Genomic DNA, 21,235 nt, shown 5'->3' with positions numbered 1-21,235 from the left:
TAAGATGATTGACTTAAAAGGCAAGAAGGCAATTGTCCTGGGCGACCGGGATGGATTGCCCGGGCCGGCAATCAATGAATGTCTGGAAGCTGCCGGCGCGGAAATAGTTTTCTCTGCAACTGAATGTTTTGTCTGAACTGCAGCAGGCGCCATGGATCTGGAAAATCAGGCGCGGGTCAAGGCTCTGGCCGAAAAGTATGGCCGTGAGCAATTGGTTGTTGTATTGGGAGGGGCCGAGGCGGAAGCCAGCGGCCTGGCTGCCGAGACAGTGACCAGCGGCGACCCCACCTTCGCCGGTCCATTGGCGGGAGTTCAGTTGGAACTCCCAGTGTTTCATATTTTTGAGCTGCAAGAGCAGATTGATCCAGCCATCTGGGAAGAGCAAATCAGCATGATGGAGATGGTTTTGGATGTAGATGAAATCAAGAAGGAAGTCGCCACCTACCGGGGCGATAGCTAAATCCTCCCTGTTCACTGTGCTGCACAAAATTTCAGTACAAAATTTCAAAAAAACTTGTATTCATAGCAGGAATATATGCGGTCAATGGCGAAGTATTGCAGCACAGTGAACAATAGTATTGAACAGTTGTTCAGAGGAGGTGACCTAAGTGATAGGACTCGTAGTAGCAGCCCATGGTGGCCTTGCCCAGGGTTTTGCGGAGGCAATGGAGTTGATTGTCGGACCCCAGGAGCAGTTTAAGGCAATCAATCTGGAACCGGACATGGCCCCAGAGGTTCTTAAAGAAAAAATGTTAGCAGCAGTTGCAGAAGTCGATACCGGGCAGGGGGCGTTAATCGCCGTAGACCTGTTTGGAGGCACCCCTTGCAACATTGCACTGGCTGTAACCGCTGAAACAAACGCGGTATGCCTGGTGGGTGTGAATCTGGGAATGCTGTTGGAAGCTGTCGGTATGCGGGGTAGCGGTGAAGCGCCGATCCAGATAGCCGAAAAGCTTGTAGATTTGGGTAAGGAGGGGATACAGCAACTGAAAATCTAATGCTCCTCAAGCTTCAATAGTGATGGTTCGGCATGTATTTAATACTAATTCAGGAGGAATGCACTTTGGCTATCGCCCTTATCAGAATTGATGACCGTTTGATTCATGGTCAGATAACTACCAAATGGATTTCCCATGCCAATGCCAACCGGATCATGATTGCCAGCGACCGGGTCGTGAACGACAAGGTGCGTAAAAGTGTCGTTGAACTCACAGCGCCCAAGAACATTAAGACTGAGGTCGTCACAGTGGCAGACGCAATCGAAAAGCTCACGGGTCCCTTGGCTGGGGACAGCACCCGGGTATTTGTAATCACCACCGGTCCCGACGAAGTTTTGGCCCTCAAAGAAGGTGGCGTAAAGTTTGAGCATTTCGTGATTGGCAATATGGGCGCCATGGGTAAAACCGACCAGGCTACCAAAGTAACTAAGTCGGTGATGCTGACCGATGAGGATCGCGCAGATTTCAAGCGTCTGCAGGAACTAGGTGTCAAATGTGAGATCAGGGTAGTACCCCAGGATCGGCCCACAGATATTACCCGTTATCTCTAATAAATTATTAATAGGAGGTTTAATCAGATGTTAGGAACAGCTTTAATTGCTGCATTTTTGGCAGGTGGCTGGTTTCTCGTAACAGCATGGCCCCTCCAGCTGATCGCCGCTATTAGGCAGAAAGAAACACCAGCCCATGGTATTATTATCGGTATCTTGCAAGTATGGCGTTTCATTTCTGACCATCCCCTGGCGATTGGTGGTCTGACCGGTTTGTTTATTGGTGACTTTGCCACCGGTGTTCAAGTCGGCGCTCTGATCCAGCTCTTATTCTTTGGTGTGTTTATCGTTGGCGCTGCGGTTCCGCCGCGGCCGATGGTCGCCACTATTATGGCTGTCATCTTCGCCAGCGTTCTCGGTGCCGATCACGGCGCTGTGTTGGGCATGGCAATCCCGATTTCGGTATTCTCGCTGATGCTCTTCTTGGGCAACCTGACAATCATGTCTTTCTTCTATGAGCGGATTGCAATCCAAGCTGCCAAGAAAGGCGATATCAAGAAGCTGGAGCTCTGGCATGCCCTGTTACAGCCTATCGCGATTACACTTATCAATGCTGTCCCCGCCTTCCTGGGTGTTTACTATGGTATCCCCCTGGTTGGTCGCCTGCTCGGATTAATTCCTGAGTGGTTGCAAAATGGTTTTGGCGTTATGCAGGGAATGCTCCCTGTTGCCGGTTTCGCGCTCTTGATCTACAGCATGAACCCTGGTTCTCTGATTCTCCTGTTTGTTGCCGGTTTTGCCATTGGCATGACCACCAACATGACCCCGCTGGCTTTGGCTCTGGTTGTTACCGGTCTGGTTGTGTTCTACATGAAGACCCGCAATGGTCAGGATTCTGTAGAAGATTCAGAAGCTGCTGCTGCAGCTGACGGCGAGATCGTCAAAGAGCCTCTGAGCTTCGCTGATCGTGTCTCCATGGCCTAGCGTAACTTCTGCTGGTACTACAATGCTTCCTTTGAAGTTCTTGGCGGTTGGGGCTTTGCCTATCAGTTGGCGCCTGTGCTCCGGAAGTATAAGACTGACGAAGAACGCGCTGAGTCCATGACCAGAAATATAACCTTCTGGAACACCAACGTTTACGCCGGCGCTGTTGTGCCCGGCATGGTTGCAGCAATGGAAACACAGCGGATTGAGAACAAAGACACCATTGACGGCGAAGCTATCCAGGGTCTGAAGGTTGCGACCATGGGTCCCGTTGCTGGTATCGGCGACTCACTGTTCCACGCCAGCTTGGTCCCGATTATTCTTGCCATTGGTACCAACATGGTTCTCGACGGTAACTCCTTTGGTTGGTTCTTCTCCGTGTTCACCTTGATTGCCCTCTTTGCAGGTAGCGCATACTACCTGGTTGGCCTCGGCTATAACCTGGGTGTAGAAGCTCTCTCCCGGATGCGCGGTATCATTGACACCGTAGCTGAAGGTGCAAAGATTGTCGGTCTCGTTTTGGTCGGCACCATGGTTGCCAGCCTCGTGGACATCACCCTGAACATTACCTACACCACTGGTGAGCAGGTTATCAACCTTCAGGAAATCCTCGACCAGCTGATGCCTGGGATCCCGGCCCTGGGTATGTTCTTCCTGGCTTACGCATTATTGCGCAAGGGTGTCAAGCCTGTCTACCTAATCTTTGGCCTGATGTTCTTCGCGATTCTCCTGACCTACTTCAACCTGGTACTCGTTCCCTAAGACATCTAATTAGTTCTCTCAATCTAATCAAAGCGGGCAAAGGTGTGGCCTTTGCCCGCAAATTACACCAATTGTCATACCCCGACCACAGCAGTATGTGAAAAAATTATCTAGCATTCTCGGGTACCCCCGAGAAAGGAGGACAAGTGAAATGACAAAGACAATGAAAGCAGGAGTAATGACCGCTCCTTACGAGTTTGAAATTCGCGAATTACCAGTGCCCGAGCCGGGCCCGGGCGAGGTTTTAATCCGCCAACGTGCAGTCGCACTGTGCACAATGGAACAACGGGTATATACAGGTGTTAAAAAATTCCCCTATCCGGGGTGTTGGGGCCATGAAGTTTCTGGTGTGGTTGAGAAGATCGGCCCTGACTGTCAGACTGATCTTCAGGTGGGCGATCATGTGGCCCTGGGTGTTCCTTACTTCTGCGGCGAATGCGACAACTGCAGCAAAGGTTTGGAAGAGCACTGCGTCAAGAAGGCGCCATTGCCCAAAATTGATGGTGTTGTCGGCTTGTTCGGGATGGCTGAGTATATGGTTATCGCTTCCAAGCGGGCATTGAAGATATCCAAAGATATTCCGTTCGAGCAGGCGGCGCTCACCGAGCCATTGGCCTGTGTGCTTCAGGGAATCAAGAAAGTGAATGTGCGTCTCGGTGATACCGTTGTTGTCATCGGCGCCGGCACCATGGGCTTGCTAAATGTCCTGGCTGCGAAAAGCAGTGGTGCCCGAGTAATTGTGAGTGAACTTGATGCCGGTCGCAGAGAAAAGGCCTTAAAGCTAGGCGCTGACGCTGTTATTAATCCGGCGGAGGAAGATGTTGAGGTCAGAGTTCAGGAATTGAACGAAGGCAAAAAGGCCGAAGCTGTGATCATTACCATCGGTAACAAACATGCCAATGATGATGCAATTAAGATGGTAGCCAATTATGGCAGTGTGCTCTATTTCGCCTCTGCCCATCCGGGAGAGCCCCTGGACATTAACCCGAACTTGATTCACGACACCGGCATTGCCCTAACCGGAGTAAAGGGCAAAAACCTGCGGGATATGTGGGATGCAGCAGCCCTGATTTCCAAAGGCATCATCAGCACAGCCGAACTGATTGAGGAAACACAGCCTCTGGCCGATGCCAAGGCCGCTCTGGACAAAGCAAGCAACAACGCCACTTATCGTATCGTTTTAACTATGTAATCAGGAGGAATTGAAGATGAAAACCAAAAGACTAAACAACATTTTCCGCAAGACAGGTCGCACTTTAATTGTCGCCATGGACCATGGTTCTGGGATGAACGTTTTGCCAGAACTCGCAAACCCGGCTGAGAAGATTGAGCGGGTTGTCGCCGGTGGCGCCGACGTAATCATGACAACCTTCGGTATCGCTAGCAAGTTCGCCGATTCCATCGGTTCCGCCGGCCTCGTGCTGCGTGTTGATGGCGGCTATTCCCAAATGGCTCAGAACAGCAACCCGATTCGCCGGATCTACTCCGTAGAAGATGCCCTGCGTCTGGGCGCTGACGGCGTGGTCTGCATGGGCTTCCCGGGTTCCAAGTTTGAGGCTGAAACGCTCCCTTACCTCTCAGAATTGGCTAGTGATTGCTACAAATGGGGCATGCCTTTGATGGCTGAAATGCTTCCCCGGGGCTTTGAAGGTGGCGAAGATTCCCGCACTCCCGAGAGCATTGCCCTCGCTTGCCGGATGGGTGTTGAGCTGGGCGCAGACTTTATCAAAACTGATTTCACAGGTGATATCGAGAGCTTCAAGAGTGTTGTTGCTGGCACTTTTGCTCCCATCGTTGTGCTGGGCGGCGGCAAAGCAAAAGACCCAATCGCATTGCTGCAGCAGGTATATGAGTCTGTGCAGGCAGGCGGCCGGGGCGTAGCCATGGGCCGCAATGTCTGGCGGCAGCCGGAGCCAGAAAAAATCACCAGGGCAATTGCGCGCATTCTCCACGAAGACGCAACTGTCGAGGAAGCCAAAAAAGAACTGTAATAGGGGGAGGGGACTCGTCAACGAGTCCCTTCTTTGGTTGCAAAATAAAATACCTACATTTATAATAAGACCATACTTATGGAATATTAGTAAATCTTGGCAGCGAGGTGGAGTGAATTATGGCGAGGAGCAAAAAACCATCCCGCGATGACATCAGTTTGATGGTGGCAGTGGCTCAACTTTGCTACCAAAAGGGCAAAACTCAAGAAGAAATCGCAGAGATGTTGGAGATTTCCCGACCAAAGGTCTCTCGGCTCTTAAGCCAGGCCCGGGAGAATGGAATTGTGGAAATAACCGTTCGCAACCCAATTGCCCAAAATACAGTCATTCAACAAAAACTTAAACAAGCTTTTGCCCTGCAAGACGCGATTGTAACCCCGATGGCAGTTGACCAGCAGGAGGTTATCGTTCCGCAAATTGCCAGGGCTGCGGCTGAGTACATTGGCGAAAACCTACCGGAACAGGCAATCCTCGGCATGGGACGGGGGCACAGTATTTACGAAATGGCCAACAAACTCCCCGCTGACCAGACATTACAACCGACGGTAATTCCACTGTCAGGCGGATTGGGAGAGGGAGATGCCGGTTACCCAATTACTGAAATCCTTACCCGGACGGCCACAGCACTGGGGGGCAAGTCCAAATATCTTTATGCGCCGGCTCTTGTTTCCGGTAAGCAAATTCGAGAATCGGTTCTGGCGGAACCCCATTCCCAGGAAGTGGTACAACTCTGGGATAAAATGGATTGGGCGGTGCTTGGAATTGGGGCAATCCCTACCCTGCGCCGGCTTGAGGACCCGGATTTCTATCGCGGCCTGCAAGCATTTGTCCAAGAGGTCAAAGAAAAACCGGTTGCCGATTTCTGTCTTTGGTTTGTGCTGCAAAATGGTTTAATACCTACTACTTCCAACCAAAATGGCCTGATTGCCGCTACACCGGAGCAGATTAGCCGCGCCAGAGTGCGAATGGCGGTTGCCGGAGGGATAGGCAAGGCGCGGGCTATTTATGCAGTGCTCAAAACCGGGCTACTCAATGTCCTGGTCACCGAAGAACGGACTGCCGAGGAGATATTAAGACTTAAATCCGAAGATGACAAATAGAGCCGCCTATGGGTGGCTTTTTAATTCCACAAAGACGATACAATTATAGATTTTGATTAGCTTGGAATTAACTTGAGACAAATGTATGGCCGCGTTATTGTGCATGAAACTGTGCACAGTATATGATACAATGATACAAAATTGGGGGGGATGTGGGTGCAAATAGCAATACCGCGCGCATTGATGCACAGCTACTATTACCCGCTGTGGTCTGCGTATTTACAAGAACTGGGTGCAGATGTTGTCGTATCTCCGGCGACCAACAAAGAGCTTGTGGACCGGGGAGTAAAATTGGCGGCGCCGGAGCTATGCGTGCCAATTAAAATATATCTTGGCCATTTCCACTGGTTACTGGAACAGCCGGTTGATTATATCTTTGCGCCCCGCTTTGTGTCGGTGCAAAAGGGGCAGTTCTTCTGTCCTAAGTTTATGGGGCTTCCGGACATGCTGCGGTTCTCTTTGCCAGGGTCGGAAGAACGGATGCTGAGCCCGCTGTTCACCAGCCGGGATGATTCGCTGGATAACGAGAAATGTCTGCGCACGGTGGCCTCGCGCCTGGGCGTGGGTTATCTGAAGCATCGCCGGGCCCATCGCAATGCCGTGGCAGCCTGGCGGGAGTTCCGCGCCCTCAGTTTGCAGGGCGCCGATCTCAACCAGGCGCTTGCCGGCAAGGGTGGTGCTGAGGTGGCTGCTACTGCAGATACACCTTTGACTGTCGGCGTGGCCGGTTATGTGTATAACCTCTACGATCCGTATGTGAGCATGGATATCCTTGCTAAACTGCGGCAAATGGGCGTGCGGGTAATTACTTTTGAAATGCTGCCCGATGACGTGTTGCAATCAGCACTTGCCCGGGTGCCGAAGAAATTGTTCTGGACCTTCAGCGATAAACTGCTGGCCCTGGGGCTTTGGTGTCTGGATAATCCTGAAGTGGATGCGTTGGTGCATGTGACCGCCTTTGGTTGCGGTCCTGATTCGATGTTGGGCAAGATCTTCGAAGTTGATTATGGCAAGGTGGACAAGCCGTTTATGACTGTGCGGATTGATGAGCATAGCGGCGAGAACCACCTGTTGACCCGGGTTGAGGCCTTTGTGGACATGCTGAGTAGAAAGAAGCGCAGGGGTGAGCGGGCATGAAGGTAACCTTTCCCTATATGGGATCGACAATAATCTATAAAAAAATAGCGGAGCTTTTGGGCCATGAGGTAATTATGCCGCCCCCGCCCACCAAAAAGACCATAAGTTTGGGGGCAAAATACAGCCCGGAATTTGCCTGTGTGCCGCTGAAGATGATTACCGGCACCTATATTGAGGCCGCGGAAATGGGCGCCGAAGTGGTGATCACTTCCGGTGGCCACGGCCCCTGCCGCGCTGGTTACTATAATCAGGTGCACCGTCGGATACTGGAACAATTGGGCCATAATCTTGAATTTATCGTCTTCGACTCGATATTCGATGATATTCAGGATTTCCTCACAACTCTAAAGCGGCTCAGGGCCGGCAGTTCGGTGTTGCGAGTGGGCAGCGTCCTGACCAGCGTTTACCGGATGATGCGGATGCTGGACAACCTGGACAAGCGTCTTCATACGCTGCGGGCCTATGAGCAAAACCGGGGCGACTGCACCCAGGCCTGGCGGAAAATAACTGCTATGTTTGACAAAGCCCAGTCAGTTGCCGAGATGAAACAGGCCTACATTGAGGGGAACGAGCTCCTGGACAGCATCCCCTTGCGGGCAGACACCAGTCGCCGCCTGCGCATCGGCCTGGTGGGCGAGATCTATGTAGTAATGGAACCTTCAATCAATATGCATTTGGAAGAGACTCTAGGCAATTTGGGCTGCGAAGTGGAGCGCTCTCAGTATCTGACCGGCTGGGTAGAGTACAACTTCCTGCCCGGCCCGCTGAATTACTGGACTCATGAAAAAAAGGCAATCAAAAAAGGCCGACCGTATATCCCGATGATAATCGGCGGCCATGCCATCCAGACAGTGGGTCATATTGTCGACTATGCCGAGCGGGGTTTTGACGGCGTGATACATTTGATGCCCTTTGGATGCCTGCCGGAATTGGTCAGTCAGAGTATCATACCGGCGATTTCAGAAAAACACGGGATTCCGGTGATGACTCTGTCCTTGGATGAGCAGACCGGGGTTGCCAATATCCAGACCCGGGTGGAGGCCTTTATCGACCTTATCGCCCGTAAAAAGTTTGACGACGGGGTGAAGCAACATGCGTAATGTCTATCTTGGAATCGATGTCGGCTCGGTCAGCACCAACATTGTCTGTATAGACGAGGAATTTTCGGTGCTCTACAGCGAATATGTCCGCACCAGCGGTCAACCCCTGGAGGCGGTAAAGCGTGGCCTGAAAAAAGCCGCTGTGGCCCTGCCCGGAGATGTTGAGATCCGGGGCGTGGGTACCACCGGCAGCGGTCGCCAGCTGATTGGCGTCATGGTCGGCGCCGATGTAATCAAGAATGAAATCACCGCCCATGCGGTGGCCACCACCAATGTTGTGCCCGATGTGCGCACAATCTTTGAGATCGGCGGCCAGGACTCGAAAATTATTGTTATAGAAGACGGCATGGTCGTAGATTTCGCCATGAACACTGTCTGCGCTGCTGGCACCGGCTCCTTTCTGGACCATCAGGCCGAGCGCTTGGCGATTCCGATTGAACAGTTTGGCGAGATGGCCGCCAGCGCCCGGCGGGATGTGCGGATTGCCGGGCGCTGTACCGTGTTCGCCGAATCCGACATGATTGCCAAGCAGCAGTTTGGCTTTTCCAAGGCGGAGATCATCAAGGGGCTGTGCGAGGCGCTTGTCCGTAATTATATTAACAACCTTGGCCGGGGCAAAACCCTGCAACCGCCCTTTGTGTTCCAGGGTGGTGTGGCCGCCAACAGCGGCATCAAGGCCGCCTTCGAGCAGGAGGTGGGCCATCAGGTAATCATCCCGGAAAACTTTAATATTATGGGCGCCATCGGTAGCGCCATCCTCGCCCGGGAACATGTAGAGCGGACCGGCGAAGCCACCAACTTTCGGGGATTTGGCGCCGCGGATTTGCATTTCGAGCCGGTGAGTTATGAGTGTGACGGCTGTAGCAATTGTTGCGAAATCATCCAGGTGAAGATGGATGGCAAAATTGTCGCCGTTTGGGGCGACCGCTGCGGCGCCAAGCAGCAAAGCGTCAACTGCAGCACCTGCGCCGGCTAGCCACCGGGGACGTTTTCCGGCAGGAATCAAGTCCGCCAGGGGGCGAATGCACTAAATAGGGGCCGGGTTGTGTGGATGATTTCCCGGCCTTTTCTCTGTCGGAAAGTGCCCAACAAACCTCCGTCCCCATGTGGGCATCGGCTTTGTATTTAGTTTTTTTAACCTGATTAATTCGTTCAATGCTGAGGACAACATTCTCGTCCCGCTGTTGTTGGCCGGCATTGATAAGCATGCCGCCCAACAAAGGGTTGACGAACTGCTGGAGCAAATGGGCATGTCCCATAGACGAAAGCATTACCCCTGGCAATTGTCTGGCGGAGAACAGCAACGGGTGGCAATTGCCCGGGCTCTGGCAAACTCTCCTGAGTTAATACTTGCCGATGAACCGACAGGCAACCTGGATCAAAAGACCGGCGATATCATCCTGGACCTGCTAAGCTCAATTCACCAAAGTGGTAAGACAGTGATTGTAGTCAGCCATGATCCCAAAATGGTCAGCCGCGCAACCCAGGTGCACAATCTGGAAACCTAACGGAGCGCCCATTCAGGGACGGAGGTTAGATGGGCAAATTCGAACTGGCGGTGTTAATGGCCAAACGGGGACGGAGGTTTCATGGGCATATTAGTCTTGCCACCCCTGACTGTGGCTGCAGCGCAGCTGGAGAAACTGTTGCTGTGGCGCTACTAACTCTCCACATAATTTAAGTAGGCGGATTGCGTCGCTTGTGATTGCCTTTGTCAGCAAAAATGCAGGCCACAGCTGCACTGGAGAGCGCTTAAGCGCCCGCAGGAATCAAGTCCGCCTGGGGGGAGAATGCAGAAAATAGAGGCCGGGTTGTGTGGGTGCTTTCCCGGCCTTTTCTCTGTCGGAAAGTGCCCAACAAACCTCCGTCCCCATATGGGCAGTTACTTCTTTGTGATTTTTACCCGCCAATCCTCGGGCCCTTCCTCAAGGTACTCCCAGTCGAAGGTGTCGGGATATTCGGCTTGAAACTGATAATACAAGGGTTTAGGTTCGTGGTCATTGATTAGCTCCATTGCCTGGCCAGGCTTGAGGGAGTGAAAGCGTTCCATGATTGTGCTGTGCCTTTGCGCCGGGGCAAGGGAGCGGACATCAACTTGTATGGTGCCCATTAATTAATCGACCTCCTTGTTGTTTGTTATCTTCAGTATGCCACCACACTCCTTGCCCATTCGGGGACGGAGGTTAGATGGGCAAAATCGACACGTCAACTTACCCGGTGTCGCTGGCACCGGTTATTTTTAAAAAGAAAAGGTTGACAACAAACTATTTGTATAATACAATTAGTTTGCGAGGTGATTACCGTGGTTGATACTAACCATAATTGTTGTGTAGACGAACTGGGCGAATTGATTCAAAACATGGTGCGAACATTGCAGATTTTTGAGCGCGGCAAACTTTCCCGCCATGGGTTTACTATGTCCCAATGTTATACTTTGTTCAACGTCCAGCAACACGCCGCCTTGACTATGAATCAGTTGAGCGAAAAGATGAACCTGGATACCAGCACCATGACCCGAATTGTTTCCACGTTGGTTCGGGATGGCTACCTGGTGCGGGAACGCTCCCCGGAAGACCGGCGAGTGATTCATGTGCGATTGACGGAGACAGGCAAAGAGGCTGTAGGGGAGCTGTCCCAGGCCGTTAGAGAATACTACAGCTTAATTATCCAGGCAATTCCCCAGGGGGAAGTGGAGTCGGTGCTGAAATCGGTAAATACATTACTCATGGCATTTGAGAAAGTTAAACCGTTTTGCTGCTAAAATTTTTAAATAAATACTTGTATGATACAAATAGGAGGTATTATGGGTTTGCTTGAGATTCTCAATGAAATTATCCTAGCTGTTATCCGCTATCTGCGCTTGGACTGGTGGATTCTTACCCTGGGAATTGTGACGGCGGTTGTTATCCGTGTTTATTTTGGCGACAAGCTGGTTCGCAGGATGCAAAAGCGTTCCGGGGCATCAATCGCCGGGGCGGTAGGTATAGGCGCGTTTACGCCCTTTTGCGCCTGCGGGACGATGGCGGTGCTCTTGGCAATGTTCGTGTCTGCCCTGCCCTGGGGAACAGTGATGGCGTTTCTGCTCACTTCGCCTCTGACCAGTCCGACCCAGATCATTTTTCAGGCCGGGTTTCTGGGGCCCCGCCTGGCTGCCGCTGGTCTGGTGTCGGCAATAGTTCTTGGCATTGGTGGCGGCTTGTTGGCGTCTTATTTGGAAAAGCGGACAGGAATTTTTAAAGACCAGTACCGCCTTGCCACCCCCGCGTGCGGATGCAGCGCGGCCCGGGAAACCGCTTGCTGTAGTGTTGCTCCATCGCCCCCGGTTTGGTACCGGCGTTGGCGCTTGGATGAAGTAGTCCGACAAATTTATGAATTGGGTATCAAGCGGGTGCTGATTTTCTTCATGCTGTTTATCGCGATTGGGCGCCTGGTGGAGCTCTTTATACCTACGGAAGCAATTCTGATGTTATTTAGTCCCGAGAAGTTCTACGCAGTGCCCCTGGCAGCATTGATTGGTCTGCCGCTATATGTAAGTGGCGCTGCCGGCCTGCCGCTTCTGGAAACATTCCTTGATGCCGGTGCTGGCGAGGGGGCTGTGCTGGCCTTCCTGATTGCCGGTCAGGGGACCAGTGTCAGCGTAATGGTCGGTATGGCTACAGTTATTAAAAGGCGGGCGATCGGGTTTTATGTCGGTATTGTCCTGGCTGGAGGAGTTGTCTTGGGGACCCTGTATCAACTTATAACGAATTTATTATAGTGGAGGTGGCAACATGATCAAGGTTCTAGTAGATGTATTGCGGCGGCTTTGGAATGTCTTCGCAGGCCAAAATGCGTGCCAGAGCTGCTCGGGAGAGCATTTGAGCGCTATGCTAAAAGACCGGGCCGGAGAAATAAAGTTCGGCTGCTGCCAGTAATTATAACTCCCCTCAGGGTAAAAGTTCTGCTCTTAGAGGGGAGTTAGTTTATCTTCAGCCAGTGGGAAGTCCCCGCTGGCGGTTGGCAGGTGTGCCCATTCTGCCCATTCGGGGACGGAGGTTGTGCCCATTCGGGGACGGAGGTTGCATGGGCAAAATCAAACCTGGTTGCGGGTCAGGAGAGTTTGTTTGCCTGCCAGACGGAAACGTCCCCGCTGCTGTTGACAGGTTTGGATGGTCGGGTTAGACTGGAGACAACTGGTCAGACCACCTGTCCAGATATACATAAGGTTGGAGGTGATTACGATTTTTACGCCGATTAAAGATGTGAAAGTCTATCAGCAAGTAATCGCACAAATCAAGGCGATGATTAAAAGCGGGGAGCTGAAGCGGGGCGATAAACTACCGTCTGAGCGGGAGCTTGTGGAGCAGCTACAGGTGAGTAGAACCTCCATCCGTGAGGCCCTTAGTGCGTTACAGATCATCGGTTTGGTGGAAAGTCGCCATGGCGAGGGGAATTTTATCCGCGAGCAGGTAGACCGCAACCTGCTGGAGCCCCTGTCCATCATCTTTTTGTTGGAGCAAACTCCGCCCCAGGAGATTCTGGAATTCCGGATGATTTTAGAGACAAACAGCGCCTTTCTGGCAGCAAAAAACGCCAATCAGGAGCAAATTGAAGCAATCGGCGCAGCTGTAGAGAATTTGGAGCGCTTTCAGCTGGAAGAGGAGCAAAATGTGCGCCTAGACAAGGAACTACATTATACAATTGCCCGGGCCACCGGCAACCGCCTGCTCTATAGCATCATCAATTCCATCTCCGACCTCATCGATGAGAGCATCAAATATACCCGGTCCCGGATTCTGATGGAGCCGGCCAATCAGCAAACCCTGATAAGTCAGCACCGGGGCATCTATGAGGCGATTGCCGCCGGGAATGCTGAAGAAGCATCTAGACGCATGCAGTCGCATTTGGAGTATGTAAATGATTGCTTAGCGCGTCTGGAGCGGTCAGAAACCACCCCGGAGTCATGATTCCCCGGGAAATAGCGCATTGCAACAGAGGTTCAAAGACTTTAACTGGTCAGACCATATTACCAAAAGGGGGCAAACGGAAGCGATGCACATTATTGTCTGTGTAAAACAAGTACCGGAAACCACTTCTGTGGAGGTGGACGAAAACGGTGTTTTGATTCGGGATGGTGTTGACAGCAAACTGAATCCCTACGATCTCTATGCTTTGGAGACAGCTATGCGGCTGCGGGAAGAGTTGGGCGGCGAAGTGACAGTGGTGACAATGGGGCCGCCCCAGGCCCGGGCCGTGATTCAGGAAGCATATATGATGGGTGCGGACAGGGGGTATGTGTTTTCCGATCGCAAGTTTGCCGGCGCCGATGTCCTGGCCACGGCCTACACCCTTTCCCAGGGCATCCGTGCCCTGGGCGCACCGGACCTGATTATCTGCGGCAAACAGACCACCGACGGCGATACTGCCCAGGTCGGGCCGGCGATTGCCGAGTATCTTGGTCTTCCCCATGTGGCCTGGGTCACTGCAATTGAAGCGGTAAATAAACAGAGCATAACTGTGACCATGGATATGGCCGACAGCGAGGAGACTGTGCGCATGCCTTTTCCCTGCCTGTTGACCGTGGAAAAGGGGATTTACCAGCCCCGTCTTCCCTCCTTTCGGCGCAAACTGGCCACCGCCGACCGGGAAATCCCCATGCTCTGTTTCGCGGATTTCAAAGATCAGGACGAGAACCGCTATGGACTCAGCGGCTCGCCGACCCAGGTGGAGCGGATCTTTAACCCTGAGGGCAATTTGGAGAAAGAGATCTGGGATGGAGAGGGCAAAGAATTGGCCGGCCGAATCTTCGCCAAACTCCGGGAGCTTAAATTTGTTCAGGGGGGTGAGCGTTAATGGCCCTGGTATGTAATCACAATAAATGCGACCTGTGTCAGGAATGTATTCAGGTCTGTCCCTTTGACGCAATCATTATTGAGGAAGGCAAGCTGGATTTTACCGCCGCCTGCAAAATGTGCAATCTGTGTATCAAGAGCTGTCCGCAACAGGCGATTAGCCTGGCTTCAGAGGCGCGACCCCAGGTGGATAAGGCCGAGTGGCAGGGAGTACTGGTCTTCGTAGAGCATGTGGAGGGCAAAGTTCATCCCGTAACCTACGAGTTGGTGGGCAAAGCCCGGGAACTGGCAGCTAAAATCAGCCAACCTGTCTATGCACTGTTGGTGGGGCATAATCTTGCTGCCGCCGGGCGGGAGCTGTTGGACTACGGAGTCGATAAGGTCTTCACTTATGATTATCCTGAGCTGGAGCATTTCCGGGTCGATACTTTTGCCAACGCCTTTGAGGATTGCATCAACAACAACAAGCCGACAATTGTCCTGGTGGGCGCTACTTCTGTGGGGCGTTCGCTGGCCCCCCGGGTGGCAACCCGCTTCCGCACCGGCCTCACGGCCGACTGCACAGTGCTAGATGTCAAGGAAAACAGTGACTTGGTGCAGATCCGTCCCGCTTTTGGTGGTAATATTATGGCGCAGATTGTCACTCCCAATCATCGGCCCCAGCTGGCCACGGTGCGCTACAAGGTGATGGATGCGGCGCAGAAGCTACCCAATCCCACCGGAATAATCGTCGAATGTCAGCTGCCGCCGGAAAAACTACGTTCAGCTATTGAGGTATTACAGGTGCGCAAAAAGCAGCAGACCCCGGGCATCGCCGAGGCAGAGGTGCTGGTGGCAGCCGGGCGGGGTATCAAGGAGCAGAAGGACATGGCCATGGTCCAGGAGCTAGCGGAACTTTTGGGCGGCCAGGTGGCGGTGACGCGGCCACTTATCGAGGCAGGCTGGGGTGACCACACCCAGCAAATCGGACTCTCCGGTCGCACCGTGCGGCCCAAACTGCTGATCACCCTGGGCATCTCCGGCGCGGTGCAGTTTACCGCCGGCATGGGCGGTGCCGAGACGGTGATTGCCATCAACAAAGATTCCCAGGCGCCGATTTTCGATGTGGCCCATTATGGCGTAGTTGGCGATATCTATGAGATTCTGCCAGAGTTGCTGATGAAATTACGCGGTGGCGACACACTGGCTGATGTACTTGAGTCAAGGGAGGTGGAGACCGATGACCTATAAAAAACTGGACCAGCAGGACTTGGCGTTTTTGGAGCAAGTTGCTCCAGGCAGGGTTTACAGCGGAGCGGAGATTAATGAAGATTACAGCCATGATGAAATGACCGAGTATGGAAAATTCATGCCCGAGGCGGTGGTGGAAGTCCAGACCACCGAAGAAGTGGCGCGAATCATGCGCTATGCGCATGAGCAAAACATTCCCGTCACCCCCCGGGGTTCGGGAACCGGTCTCTGTGGGGGCGCCGTGGCGATTATCGGCGGCATCCTCCTCTCGTTTACTGCGATGAACCGGATTCTCGAAATCGACCAGGACAATCTGATGGCGGTGGTGGAGCCGGGGGTGTTGTTGATGGAACTGGCCAAGGCCGTAAGCGAGCAGGGCTTGCTCTATCCGCCGGACCCAGGCGAGAAGAGCGCCACCATCGGCGGCAATGTGATGACCAACGCCGGCGGCATGCGGGCGGTGAAATATGGCGTCACCCGCGACTATGTCCGGGGCCTCAAGGCTGTCTTGCCCAACGGCGAGGTAATTGAGACCGGCGGCAAAGTGATCAAAAACAGTTCCGGCTACAGTCTCAAGGATTTGCTGGTCGGGAGCGAAGGCACGCTGGCGGTGGTCACCGAGATCACCCTGCGTCTGCTGCCCCTGCCGGCAAAAACCGTCAGCCTGTTGGCGCCCTTTGAAAGTCTTGAGCAGGCCATTGACACCGTGCCCCTGATTCTCCGTTCCAAGGTAATTCCCACGGCTGTAGAATTCATGCAGCGGGAGGTCATTGAAGCAGCCGAGGAATACCTGGGCAAAATCTTCCCCGACAAGACCAGCGATGCGTATCTGCTGCTCAGTTTTGACGGCGACAGCACTGAAGAGATTGAGAAAATCTACGATGATGTGGCCAAGTTGCTCCTGGAGCACGGGGCGATTGATGTGTTCATCGCCAACACCGCCGAACGGCAAGAAGCAATCTGGGAGGCCCGGGGCGCCTTTCTCGAGGCAATCAAAAGCTCCACCGCCAGCCTGGACGAGTGCGATGTGGTTGTGCCCAAGGACAGGGTCGCCGAGTTTGTTAAATTCGCCCACCAACTTGAGGCGGAATACGGCGTGCGCATCCGTAGCTTTGGCCACGCTGGCGACGGCAACCTCCATGTCTACGCCCTCAAAGACGATATTCCCGACCGGGAATGGCAGCCAAAGATCCAGGTAATCATGCAAAAGCTCTACGACAAGGCAATTGAGTTGGAAGGGCAGGTCTCAGGCGAGCACGGTATCGGCCATGCCAAGACCATGTTCCTGCGCCAATCCGTCGGAGAGACCAGTATGCAGCTGATGCGCGGTATCAAGCAGGCCTTTGACCCCAAAAACATCCTCAACCCCGGCAAACTGCACTAACGGGGACGAAGGTTCCCCTGCCCATCTGGGGACGGAGGTTAAATGGGCAAACTCGACACAACGCGAAACCGGCGCCACCTAAGCGGGCGCCGGTTTTTCTTCTCCTTTGAAGTTGTCCCCTAGACGCCAGAGCGTGTCATTTGCTCCCATAACCCCCGGGCATAGTCGAGAGCGCCGGGTTGGACAATTCGGCGCATATACACCCTATCCGGGGTGAATTTATCGGCAAGGTAGTCCGGTTGCGCCTCCAAGAGCCAGGGGTGCAGGTCTTTATCGAGGATAAAGTCTACCGCAATATCACCTAAGCTGTGTCCGGCCGCCTCCAGCGTTTTCACTGCCCGAATGCTTAAGTCAGTTATCTCGGTAAATTTGTCGCCAATCGTCTGCTCATCCAGGCCATATATCTGCCGAAGGCCTAAATCCCCGGGCAGCGCGTACTGTCGGTTGCGCCGGTTGGTAATGATACTTTTTTGCCTGGCGATTCTTGTGTCGATATATTTACGTTGCCAGATTTGATCGCGATTTTTATGCAGGTAGATGCGAAAGTCCACTTTCTGCCCGTTGAATGCAAAGGGTGCTTCCGCTTGTGCGATATACTTCCGTTTGATTTTGCCACGCAGTAAGCGATTAAGTTCAACCCGGCTTTTGACACGCCAAACGGTGCCATGGCTGTTCTCTAGCTTGAATCCTGACCGAACCTTGCTTAAACGGTAGATACCCCTGCCCCGGGACAGTAGTATTGGTTTTAGGTAAACTGAATCATATTTGGCAAGCATTTTACGGACTGTTGGCACGGTAAATTTTCTGGTCTCTGGCAGATGTTTAGATACAAGGGAATCAGTGCTGGCATAAGACCAGAAAGTCCATTTATTGCTTCGAAATGGATAGTTATAGATGTTTGCAGAGCCCAGATGCTCTACTAAATGCCTATAGATTTTGGGTTGTGGGTTGGTTCGCAGGTAGATTATATTTGGATATGGCAAGAGTCCCTCTTCAAATTCCGAGGTCCTAGGGTTGTAAAACTTGCCGACAATCAGTTGTCGTGTTTTATCTATCTGTTCTTCACCGAACAGATAGATAAGGCCCTTGTCTTGACTGTAATAGATAAGCCTCGAGGCAATTAATTCTGGCTGCCGATAATGCTTTGCGGCAACCATTATCCCGATCACCGGACCCAGGAACAAGTTTTTCCCTGCTAACCTAGTTTCGTATTCTAGATTCGGCAGGCTAATATCTGGAGTGATACGTCTCGGAATAATTATCTCGCCCTGATTTAGAAGCGGGCTGCTGATGACTCTGAGAGGTTTATGAAATTGGCCAAATTGAAAGTAGACTATTTCAGGTAGTTGCGTTTGTTGCGCGTAAACAACCAGATTACCGTCAAGGTTTGGGTCAATCATAAAGTTGGCCACAGTACACACCTCCAACACCTGGTACATATTATGTCTGGATGGTGGTGGAGTTCGCGGCGATTGACTCGGACCTTGTATGAACAGTAAGTGCCCAGTAAACCTCCGTCCCCAGGTGGGCACTTTGATGCCGGTGACAGGGTTTGTCACTGCCGCTTGCTATACTGTCTGCGCAGGGGAAATTTTAGAGGAGGTTTGTTTATGGCTAAAAAACGTGGTACTTCCAATGTGCCGATGATTATGGGAATCATCGGTGGTGTTTTGGGGCTGCCCGGCGCTGTCTGTGCCGGTGCTTGCGCAGAGGGCTTGTCGGCAGTGGCAGATGAAGCCGGCACTGGCGTCGGAGACTTCTATCTCTGGATGGGCCTGATTGGCGCTTTGCTGGGGTTTGTGTTTGGCCTAATGGCCAAAGGAAAGCCGATGCTTTCTGGTGTCATGATGATTGTAGCGGCGTTGATGTGCGGAATTACGATGATTATCGGAAACTTAATTGCGCTGGTGGTCGCGATACTCTTCCTGATTGGCGGTATCTTTGCCCTGGTGCAGAAGAAAGAAGAGGTTGCTGCTTAAGGAGGTCTGAGGATGCTGCCAGAACTTAACCTGAATCTCGGCCATTTCTTTTTAGTCGTGCCGATGTATAACCTGCTTATCGGGTTAGGGATGGTCTGCGCCTTTTTGCTTTGGACAAGGTTGACGGCAAAGAGTTTTCGACCTCCCGGCCATCATGATCGCCTGACCTTCGTCATGGGCGCGGCAATCATCTTCGGGTTTGCTGGCGCCGCGGTGTTTGACAGCTTAGTGCACGCAAGACCCCTGTCCTTCGGTGGCCTGACTTTCTATGGCGGTTTGTTGGCTGGCGGGCTTAGCTTCTGTTTCTTATACTTGCTTCTTCTGTCCCGCCAGTATTTACTAGAAGATATCGAACTAATTGCCCCCTGTCTGGTGATTGCACATGGGTTTGGCCGCATCGGCTGCTTTCTGGCCGGCTGCTGTTATGGAAGTCCAGTCGCTTGGGGTGGGGTTTTGTTTCCGGCGGGTTCGCCTCCGTTTCTGCACCACGGGGGGCCAGTCTTGCCCACTCAATTGTTCGAAGCAGGCTTTCTATTTTTGTTGGTTGGCTGGTTGCTCAGGCGTCCCGGTGCCAATGCGGCCAGGTATCTGTTCGCTTACGGGCTGTTCCGTTTTCTGATGGAATTTTTCCGCGGTGATGTGCGGGGTGCGGGGATAGGGGTTTTCTCTCCGTCGCAGGTTATGGCCCTGGCTATGATAGCTTTGGCTGTTGTGTTGCTGCGATTGTCCCCTGCGGGAGAAAACGAATATCAAGGACCGGGTTGAGTATCTTGCTCGCCCGGTTTTTCTTTGTTCAAGATTAGTGAAAGTGCCCAGTGAACCTCCGTCCCCGGGTGGGCAGTGCCCAGTGAACCTCCGTCCCCGGGTGGGCACCTGGTGGTGATTGAAGGGAGGGTGATATTGGTGTAAAATGGCAGGAGAAAGAGGAACAGGAGCCGTGCTATGAGAAAACTGGCGAGTATGTTGTTAATGTTACTAATATTTGCCGTTCCTGCTTCTGCCACTGATCTCCCGGAGATTGAGGCGGAAGCTTATATTCTTATTGAAGAACAGAGCGGTCAGGTGCTGGCGGGCCATAATCTCGACAAGGTCCTATATCCGGCCAGCACAACGAAAATTCTCACTGCGCTTGTGGCGGTGGAGCATGGCGATTTGGACGCGGTGGTGACGGTTGGGGCGGAGATTAACCGGGTGCCGGCTGACGGCAGCAAAGTCCACCTGCAAATCGGCGACCAGCTTACCCTCCGGGATCTGTTATGGGGAATGATGCTGCGCTCGGGCAATGACGCTGCTTATACCGTGGCTGTTCATATAGCCCGTACGGCCCATGATGCCACACTCACTATTCAACAGGCAATTGATGTGTTTGCCGGGATGATGAATGAGCGCGCTTGGGAGGCCGGGGCGGGAAACAGTAATTTTGTTGTGCCTGACGGGTACCATCATCCCCAGCATTATACCACCGCTTACGACTTGGCTGTAATTAGTCGCGATGCGCTGCAGCACCAACTGCTTCGAATTATGGCCCGGGCCCAGGAGTATGTCGCTTCTTATCAGAGCGGCGGACGCCAGGTTACAGCCCGTTGGCGCAATACCAACCAGCTGGTGCAGGATGAGTCGGAATGGCATTATCCCCAGGCCACCGGGTTTAAGACGGGCTACACCGGCGAGGCGGAGTTTTGCCTGGTCTCCTCGGCTGCCGATGGTGGAATGTCGGTGTTAGCTGTGGTTTTAAAAGGCAGCCGGGAGGGGCGCTGGCATGATTCCCAGGCGCTGTTAACCTACGGCTTGGAAAATTTCTGCTGGCATCAGGTTTGTGAGTCAGGTGCTGTGGTTAGCGAAATCCCGGTCGCCAATCAAGGGCGTGATCAGGCGCCCAGCGTACAGGTGGCGGGGGCCAGAGGCCGGCAAATGTTGTTGGAACGGAGCAATCTCGAACTGATAGAAACAGAGCTAATACTCAATCCCGACCTGCTGGTGGATACCGAGGCTGGCCCCGCTCTGCGGGCGCCGCTGCGCCATGGCCAAATGGTGGGGCGGGTGGTCTACACTCTAGACGGAGAAGTTTTGGTGGACTCGCCGTTGGTGACTACTGCTGCGGTCGGCGGCCTGCCCTGGTGGGAACGAAATTTGGCCTGGATTTGCATCGGCGGCGCAGCGCTCTTGTGGTACCTGTTTTACCTGCCTTTGGTGCGTCGCTTGAATCGACGCAGTCGGCCAGTGAGCAGATAAGTTTGATAAAATTGGT

23 protein-coding genes are annotated in these 21,235 nt (G+C 53.0%); 21 read left to right on the top strand and 2 right to left on the bottom strand.

Features of this window, described 5'->3' with window-relative positions:
• The first annotated feature begins 4 nt into the window (after window positions 1–4).
• The 12 genes from FH749_03850 (at window position 5) to FH749_03795 (ending at window position 10,071) form a co-directional block, all read left to right on the top strand.
• Window positions 5–460: a glycine/sarcosine/betaine reductase complex selenoprotein A gene (locus FH749_03850; protein ID MTI94610.1), complete on the top strand. Its 456-nt coding sequence runs from the start codon at window positions 5–7 to the stop codon at window positions 458–460.
• A 148-nt stretch (window positions 461–608) separates the two neighbouring features.
• Window positions 609–998 carry a PTS sugar transporter subunit IIA gene (locus FH749_03845; GenBank protein MTI94609.1) on the top strand — a complete coding sequence of 130 codons (390 nt, stop codon included), beginning with the start codon at window positions 609–611 and terminating at the stop codon, window positions 996–998.
• A 32-nt stretch (window positions 999–1,030) separates the two neighbouring features.
• On the top strand, window positions 1,031–1,549 hold the full coding sequence (locus FH749_03840; GenBank protein ID MTI94608.1) for a PTS sugar transporter subunit IIB: 519 nt from the start codon (window positions 1,031–1,033) through the stop codon (window positions 1,547–1,549).
• A 27-nt stretch (window positions 1,550–1,576) separates the two neighbouring features.
• Complete coding sequence (locus FH749_03835; protein MTI94607.1) at window positions 1,577–2,473, top strand: PTS sugar transporter subunit IIC; 897 nt, start codon at window positions 1,577–1,579, stop codon at window positions 2,471–2,473.
• A gap of 66 nt (window positions 2,474–2,539) precedes the next feature.
• Window positions 2,540–3,235: a PTS system mannose/fructose/sorbose family transporter subunit IID gene (locus FH749_03830; GenBank protein MTI94606.1), complete on the top strand. Its 696-nt coding sequence runs from the start codon at window positions 2,540–2,542 to the stop codon at window positions 3,233–3,235.
• A gap of 151 nt (window positions 3,236–3,386) precedes the next feature.
• The gene (locus FH749_03825) at window positions 3,387–4,427 is read left to right on the top strand and encodes a zinc-binding dehydrogenase (GenBank protein MTI94605.1); all 1,041 of its coding nucleotides are present in this window, start codon (window positions 3,387–3,389) and stop codon (window positions 4,425–4,427) included.
• A gap of 10 nt (window positions 4,428–4,437) precedes the next feature.
• Window positions 4,438–5,226 carry an aldolase gene (locus tag FH749_03820; GenBank protein ID MTI94604.1) on the top strand — a complete coding sequence of 263 codons (789 nt, stop codon included), beginning with the start codon at window positions 4,438–4,440 and terminating at the stop codon, window positions 5,224–5,226.
• 119 nt (window positions 5,227–5,345) lie between these two features.
• On the top strand, window positions 5,346–6,326 hold the full coding sequence (locus FH749_03815) for a hypothetical protein (GenBank protein MTI94603.1): 981 nt from the start codon (window positions 5,346–5,348) through the stop codon (window positions 6,324–6,326).
• A 150-nt stretch (window positions 6,327–6,476) separates the two neighbouring features.
• The gene (locus tag FH749_03810) at window positions 6,477–7,463 is read left to right on the top strand and encodes a hypothetical protein (GenBank protein MTI94602.1); all 987 of its coding nucleotides are present in this window, start codon (window positions 6,477–6,479) and stop codon (window positions 7,461–7,463) included.
• Window positions 7,460–8,563 (top strand): hypothetical protein, encoded by a 1,104-nt coding sequence (locus FH749_03805; GenBank protein MTI94601.1) that lies wholly within the window; start codon window positions 7,460–7,462, stop codon window positions 8,561–8,563. The genes FH749_03810 and FH749_03805 overlap by 4 nt, the downstream gene beginning before the upstream one ends.
• Window positions 8,556–9,539: a 2-hydroxyglutaryl-CoA dehydratase gene (locus tag FH749_03800; protein MTI94600.1), complete on the top strand. Its 984-nt coding sequence runs from the start codon at window positions 8,556–8,558 to the stop codon at window positions 9,537–9,539. Before FH749_03805 ends, FH749_03800 begins: the two co-directional genes overlap by 8 nt.
• 130 nt (window positions 9,540–9,669) lie before the next feature.
• On the top strand, window positions 9,670–10,071 hold the full coding sequence (locus FH749_03795) for an ATP-binding cassette domain-containing protein (protein ID MTI94599.1): 402 nt from the start codon (window positions 9,670–9,672) through the stop codon (window positions 10,069–10,071).
• A gap of 374 nt (window positions 10,072–10,445) precedes the next feature.
• Here FH749_03795 and FH749_03790 read toward each other — a convergent pair whose 3' ends face one another.
• Window positions 10,446–10,673 carry a DUF2249 domain-containing protein gene (locus FH749_03790; GenBank protein MTI94598.1) on the bottom strand — a complete coding sequence of 76 codons (228 nt, stop codon included), beginning with the start codon at window positions 10,671–10,673 and terminating at the stop codon, window positions 10,446–10,448.
• 192 nt (window positions 10,674–10,865) lie between these two features.
• Here FH749_03790 and FH749_03785 point away from each other — a divergent pair, with 192 nt between their 5' ends.
• The 6 genes from FH749_03785 (at window position 10,866) to FH749_03760 (ending at window position 17,008) form a co-directional block, all read left to right on the top strand.
• Complete coding sequence (locus FH749_03785; protein ID MTI94597.1) at window positions 10,866–11,324, top strand: MarR family transcriptional regulator; 459 nt, start codon at window positions 10,866–10,868, stop codon at window positions 11,322–11,324.
• 21 nt (window positions 11,325–11,345) lie between these two features.
• Entirely contained in the window at window positions 11,346–12,320 is a 975-nt protein-coding gene (locus FH749_03780; GenBank protein MTI94596.1) for a hypothetical protein, read from the top strand.
• Between the two features lie 463 nt (window positions 12,321–12,783).
• Entirely contained in the window at window positions 12,784–13,509 is a 726-nt protein-coding gene (locus tag FH749_03775) for a FadR family transcriptional regulator (GenBank protein ID MTI94595.1), read from the top strand.
• A gap of 85 nt (window positions 13,510–13,594) precedes the next feature.
• Window positions 13,595–14,395: an electron transfer flavoprotein subunit beta/FixA family protein gene (locus FH749_03770; protein MTI94594.1), complete on the top strand. Its 801-nt coding sequence runs from the start codon at window positions 13,595–13,597 to the stop codon at window positions 14,393–14,395.
• The gene (locus tag FH749_03765; GenBank protein ID MTI94593.1) at window positions 14,395–15,624 is read left to right on the top strand and encodes an electron transfer flavoprotein subunit alpha; all 1,230 of its coding nucleotides are present in this window, start codon (window positions 14,395–14,397) and stop codon (window positions 15,622–15,624) included. The genes FH749_03770 and FH749_03765 overlap by 1 nt, the downstream gene beginning before the upstream one ends.
• The gene (locus tag FH749_03760; protein MTI94592.1) at window positions 15,614–17,008 is read left to right on the top strand and encodes an FAD-binding protein; all 1,395 of its coding nucleotides are present in this window, start codon (window positions 15,614–15,616) and stop codon (window positions 17,006–17,008) included. The genes FH749_03765 and FH749_03760 overlap by 11 nt, the downstream gene beginning before the upstream one ends.
• Window positions 17,009–17,127: 119 nt before the next feature.
• Here FH749_03760 and FH749_03755 read toward each other — a convergent pair whose 3' ends face one another.
• Window positions 17,128–18,447, bottom strand: coding sequence for a hypothetical protein (locus FH749_03755; protein ID MTI94591.1), 1,320 nt, complete (start codon window positions 18,445–18,447; stop codon window positions 17,128–17,130).
• Window positions 18,448–18,618: 171 nt separating this feature from the next.
• On the opposite strand from FH749_03755, the gene FH749_03750 reads away from it, so the two are divergent.
• The 3 genes from FH749_03750 (at window position 18,619) to FH749_03740 (ending at window position 21,219) form a co-directional block, all read left to right on the top strand.
• On the top strand, window positions 18,619–18,987 hold the full coding sequence (locus FH749_03750; GenBank protein ID MTI94590.1) for a DUF4064 domain-containing protein: 369 nt from the start codon (window positions 18,619–18,621) through the stop codon (window positions 18,985–18,987).
• Between the two features lie 12 nt (window positions 18,988–18,999).
• Window positions 19,000–19,752 carry a prolipoprotein diacylglyceryl transferase gene (locus tag FH749_03745; protein ID MTI94589.1) on the top strand — a complete coding sequence of 251 codons (753 nt, stop codon included), beginning with the start codon at window positions 19,000–19,002 and terminating at the stop codon, window positions 19,750–19,752.
• A gap of 177 nt (window positions 19,753–19,929) precedes the next feature.
• On the top strand, window positions 19,930–21,219 hold the full coding sequence (locus FH749_03740) for a D-alanyl-D-alanine carboxypeptidase (protein ID MTI94588.1): 1,290 nt from the start codon (window positions 19,930–19,932) through the stop codon (window positions 21,217–21,219).
• Window positions 21,220–21,235 lie beyond the last annotated feature (16 nt).

The organism is Bacillota bacterium, assembly GCA_009711825.1.
In the GTDB taxonomy this organism is placed as follows: domain Bacteria; phylum Bacillota; class Proteinivoracia; order UBA4975; family VEMY01; genus VEMY01.
This window is presented reverse-complemented; position numbering and strand designations above follow the sequence as displayed.

What these genes read in the sequence shown, in the direction of transcription:
- FH749_03760 (MTI94592.1), top strand. Translation starts at nt 15,614, where the DNA reads ATGACCTATAAAAAACTGGACCAGCAGGACTTGGCGTTTTTGGAGCAA.
- FH749_03755 (MTI94591.1), bottom strand. Translation starts at nt 18,447, where the DNA reads ATGTACCAGGTGTTGGAGGTGTGTACTGTGGCCAACTTTATGATTGAC.
- FH749_03770 (MTI94594.1), top strand. Translation starts at nt 13,595, where the DNA reads ATGCACATTATTGTCTGTGTAAAACAAGTACCGGAAACCACTTCTGTG.
- FH749_03745 (MTI94589.1), top strand. Translation starts at nt 19,000, where the DNA reads ATGCTGCCAGAACTTAACCTGAATCTCGGCCATTTCTTTTTAGTCGTG.
- FH749_03765 (MTI94593.1), top strand. Translation starts at nt 14,395, where the DNA reads ATGGCCCTGGTATGTAATCACAATAAATGCGACCTGTGTCAGGAATGT.
- FH749_03815 (MTI94603.1), top strand. Translation starts at nt 5,346, where the DNA reads ATGGCGAGGAGCAAAAAACCATCCCGCGATGACATCAGTTTGATGGTG.
- FH749_03790 (MTI94598.1), bottom strand. Translation starts at nt 10,673, where the DNA reads ATGGGCACCATACAAGTTGATGTCCGCTCCCTTGCCCCGGCGCAAAGG.
- FH749_03780 (MTI94596.1), top strand. Translation starts at nt 11,346, where the DNA reads ATGATACAAATAGGAGGTATTATGGGTTTGCTTGAGATTCTCAATGAA.
- FH749_03825 (MTI94605.1), top strand. Translation starts at nt 3,387, where the DNA reads ATGACAAAGACAATGAAAGCAGGAGTAATGACCGCTCCTTACGAGTTT.
- FH749_03840 (MTI94608.1), top strand. Translation starts at nt 1,031, where the DNA reads ATGTATTTAATACTAATTCAGGAGGAATGCACTTTGGCTATCGCCCTT.
- FH749_03750 (MTI94590.1), top strand. Translation starts at nt 18,619, where the DNA reads ATGGCTAAAAAACGTGGTACTTCCAATGTGCCGATGATTATGGGAATC.
- FH749_03800 (MTI94600.1), top strand. Translation starts at nt 8,556, where the DNA reads ATGCGTAATGTCTATCTTGGAATCGATGTCGGCTCGGTCAGCACCAAC.
- FH749_03740 (MTI94588.1), top strand. Translation starts at nt 19,930, where the DNA reads ATGAGAAAACTGGCGAGTATGTTGTTAATGTTACTAATATTTGCCGTT.
- FH749_03810 (MTI94602.1), top strand. Translation starts at nt 6,477, where the DNA reads ATGTGGGTGCAAATAGCAATACCGCGCGCATTGATGCACAGCTACTAT.
- FH749_03805 (MTI94601.1), top strand. Translation starts at nt 7,460, where the DNA reads ATGAAGGTAACCTTTCCCTATATGGGATCGACAATAATCTATAAAAAA.
- FH749_03835 (MTI94607.1), top strand. Translation starts at nt 1,577, where the DNA reads ATGTTAGGAACAGCTTTAATTGCTGCATTTTTGGCAGGTGGCTGGTTT.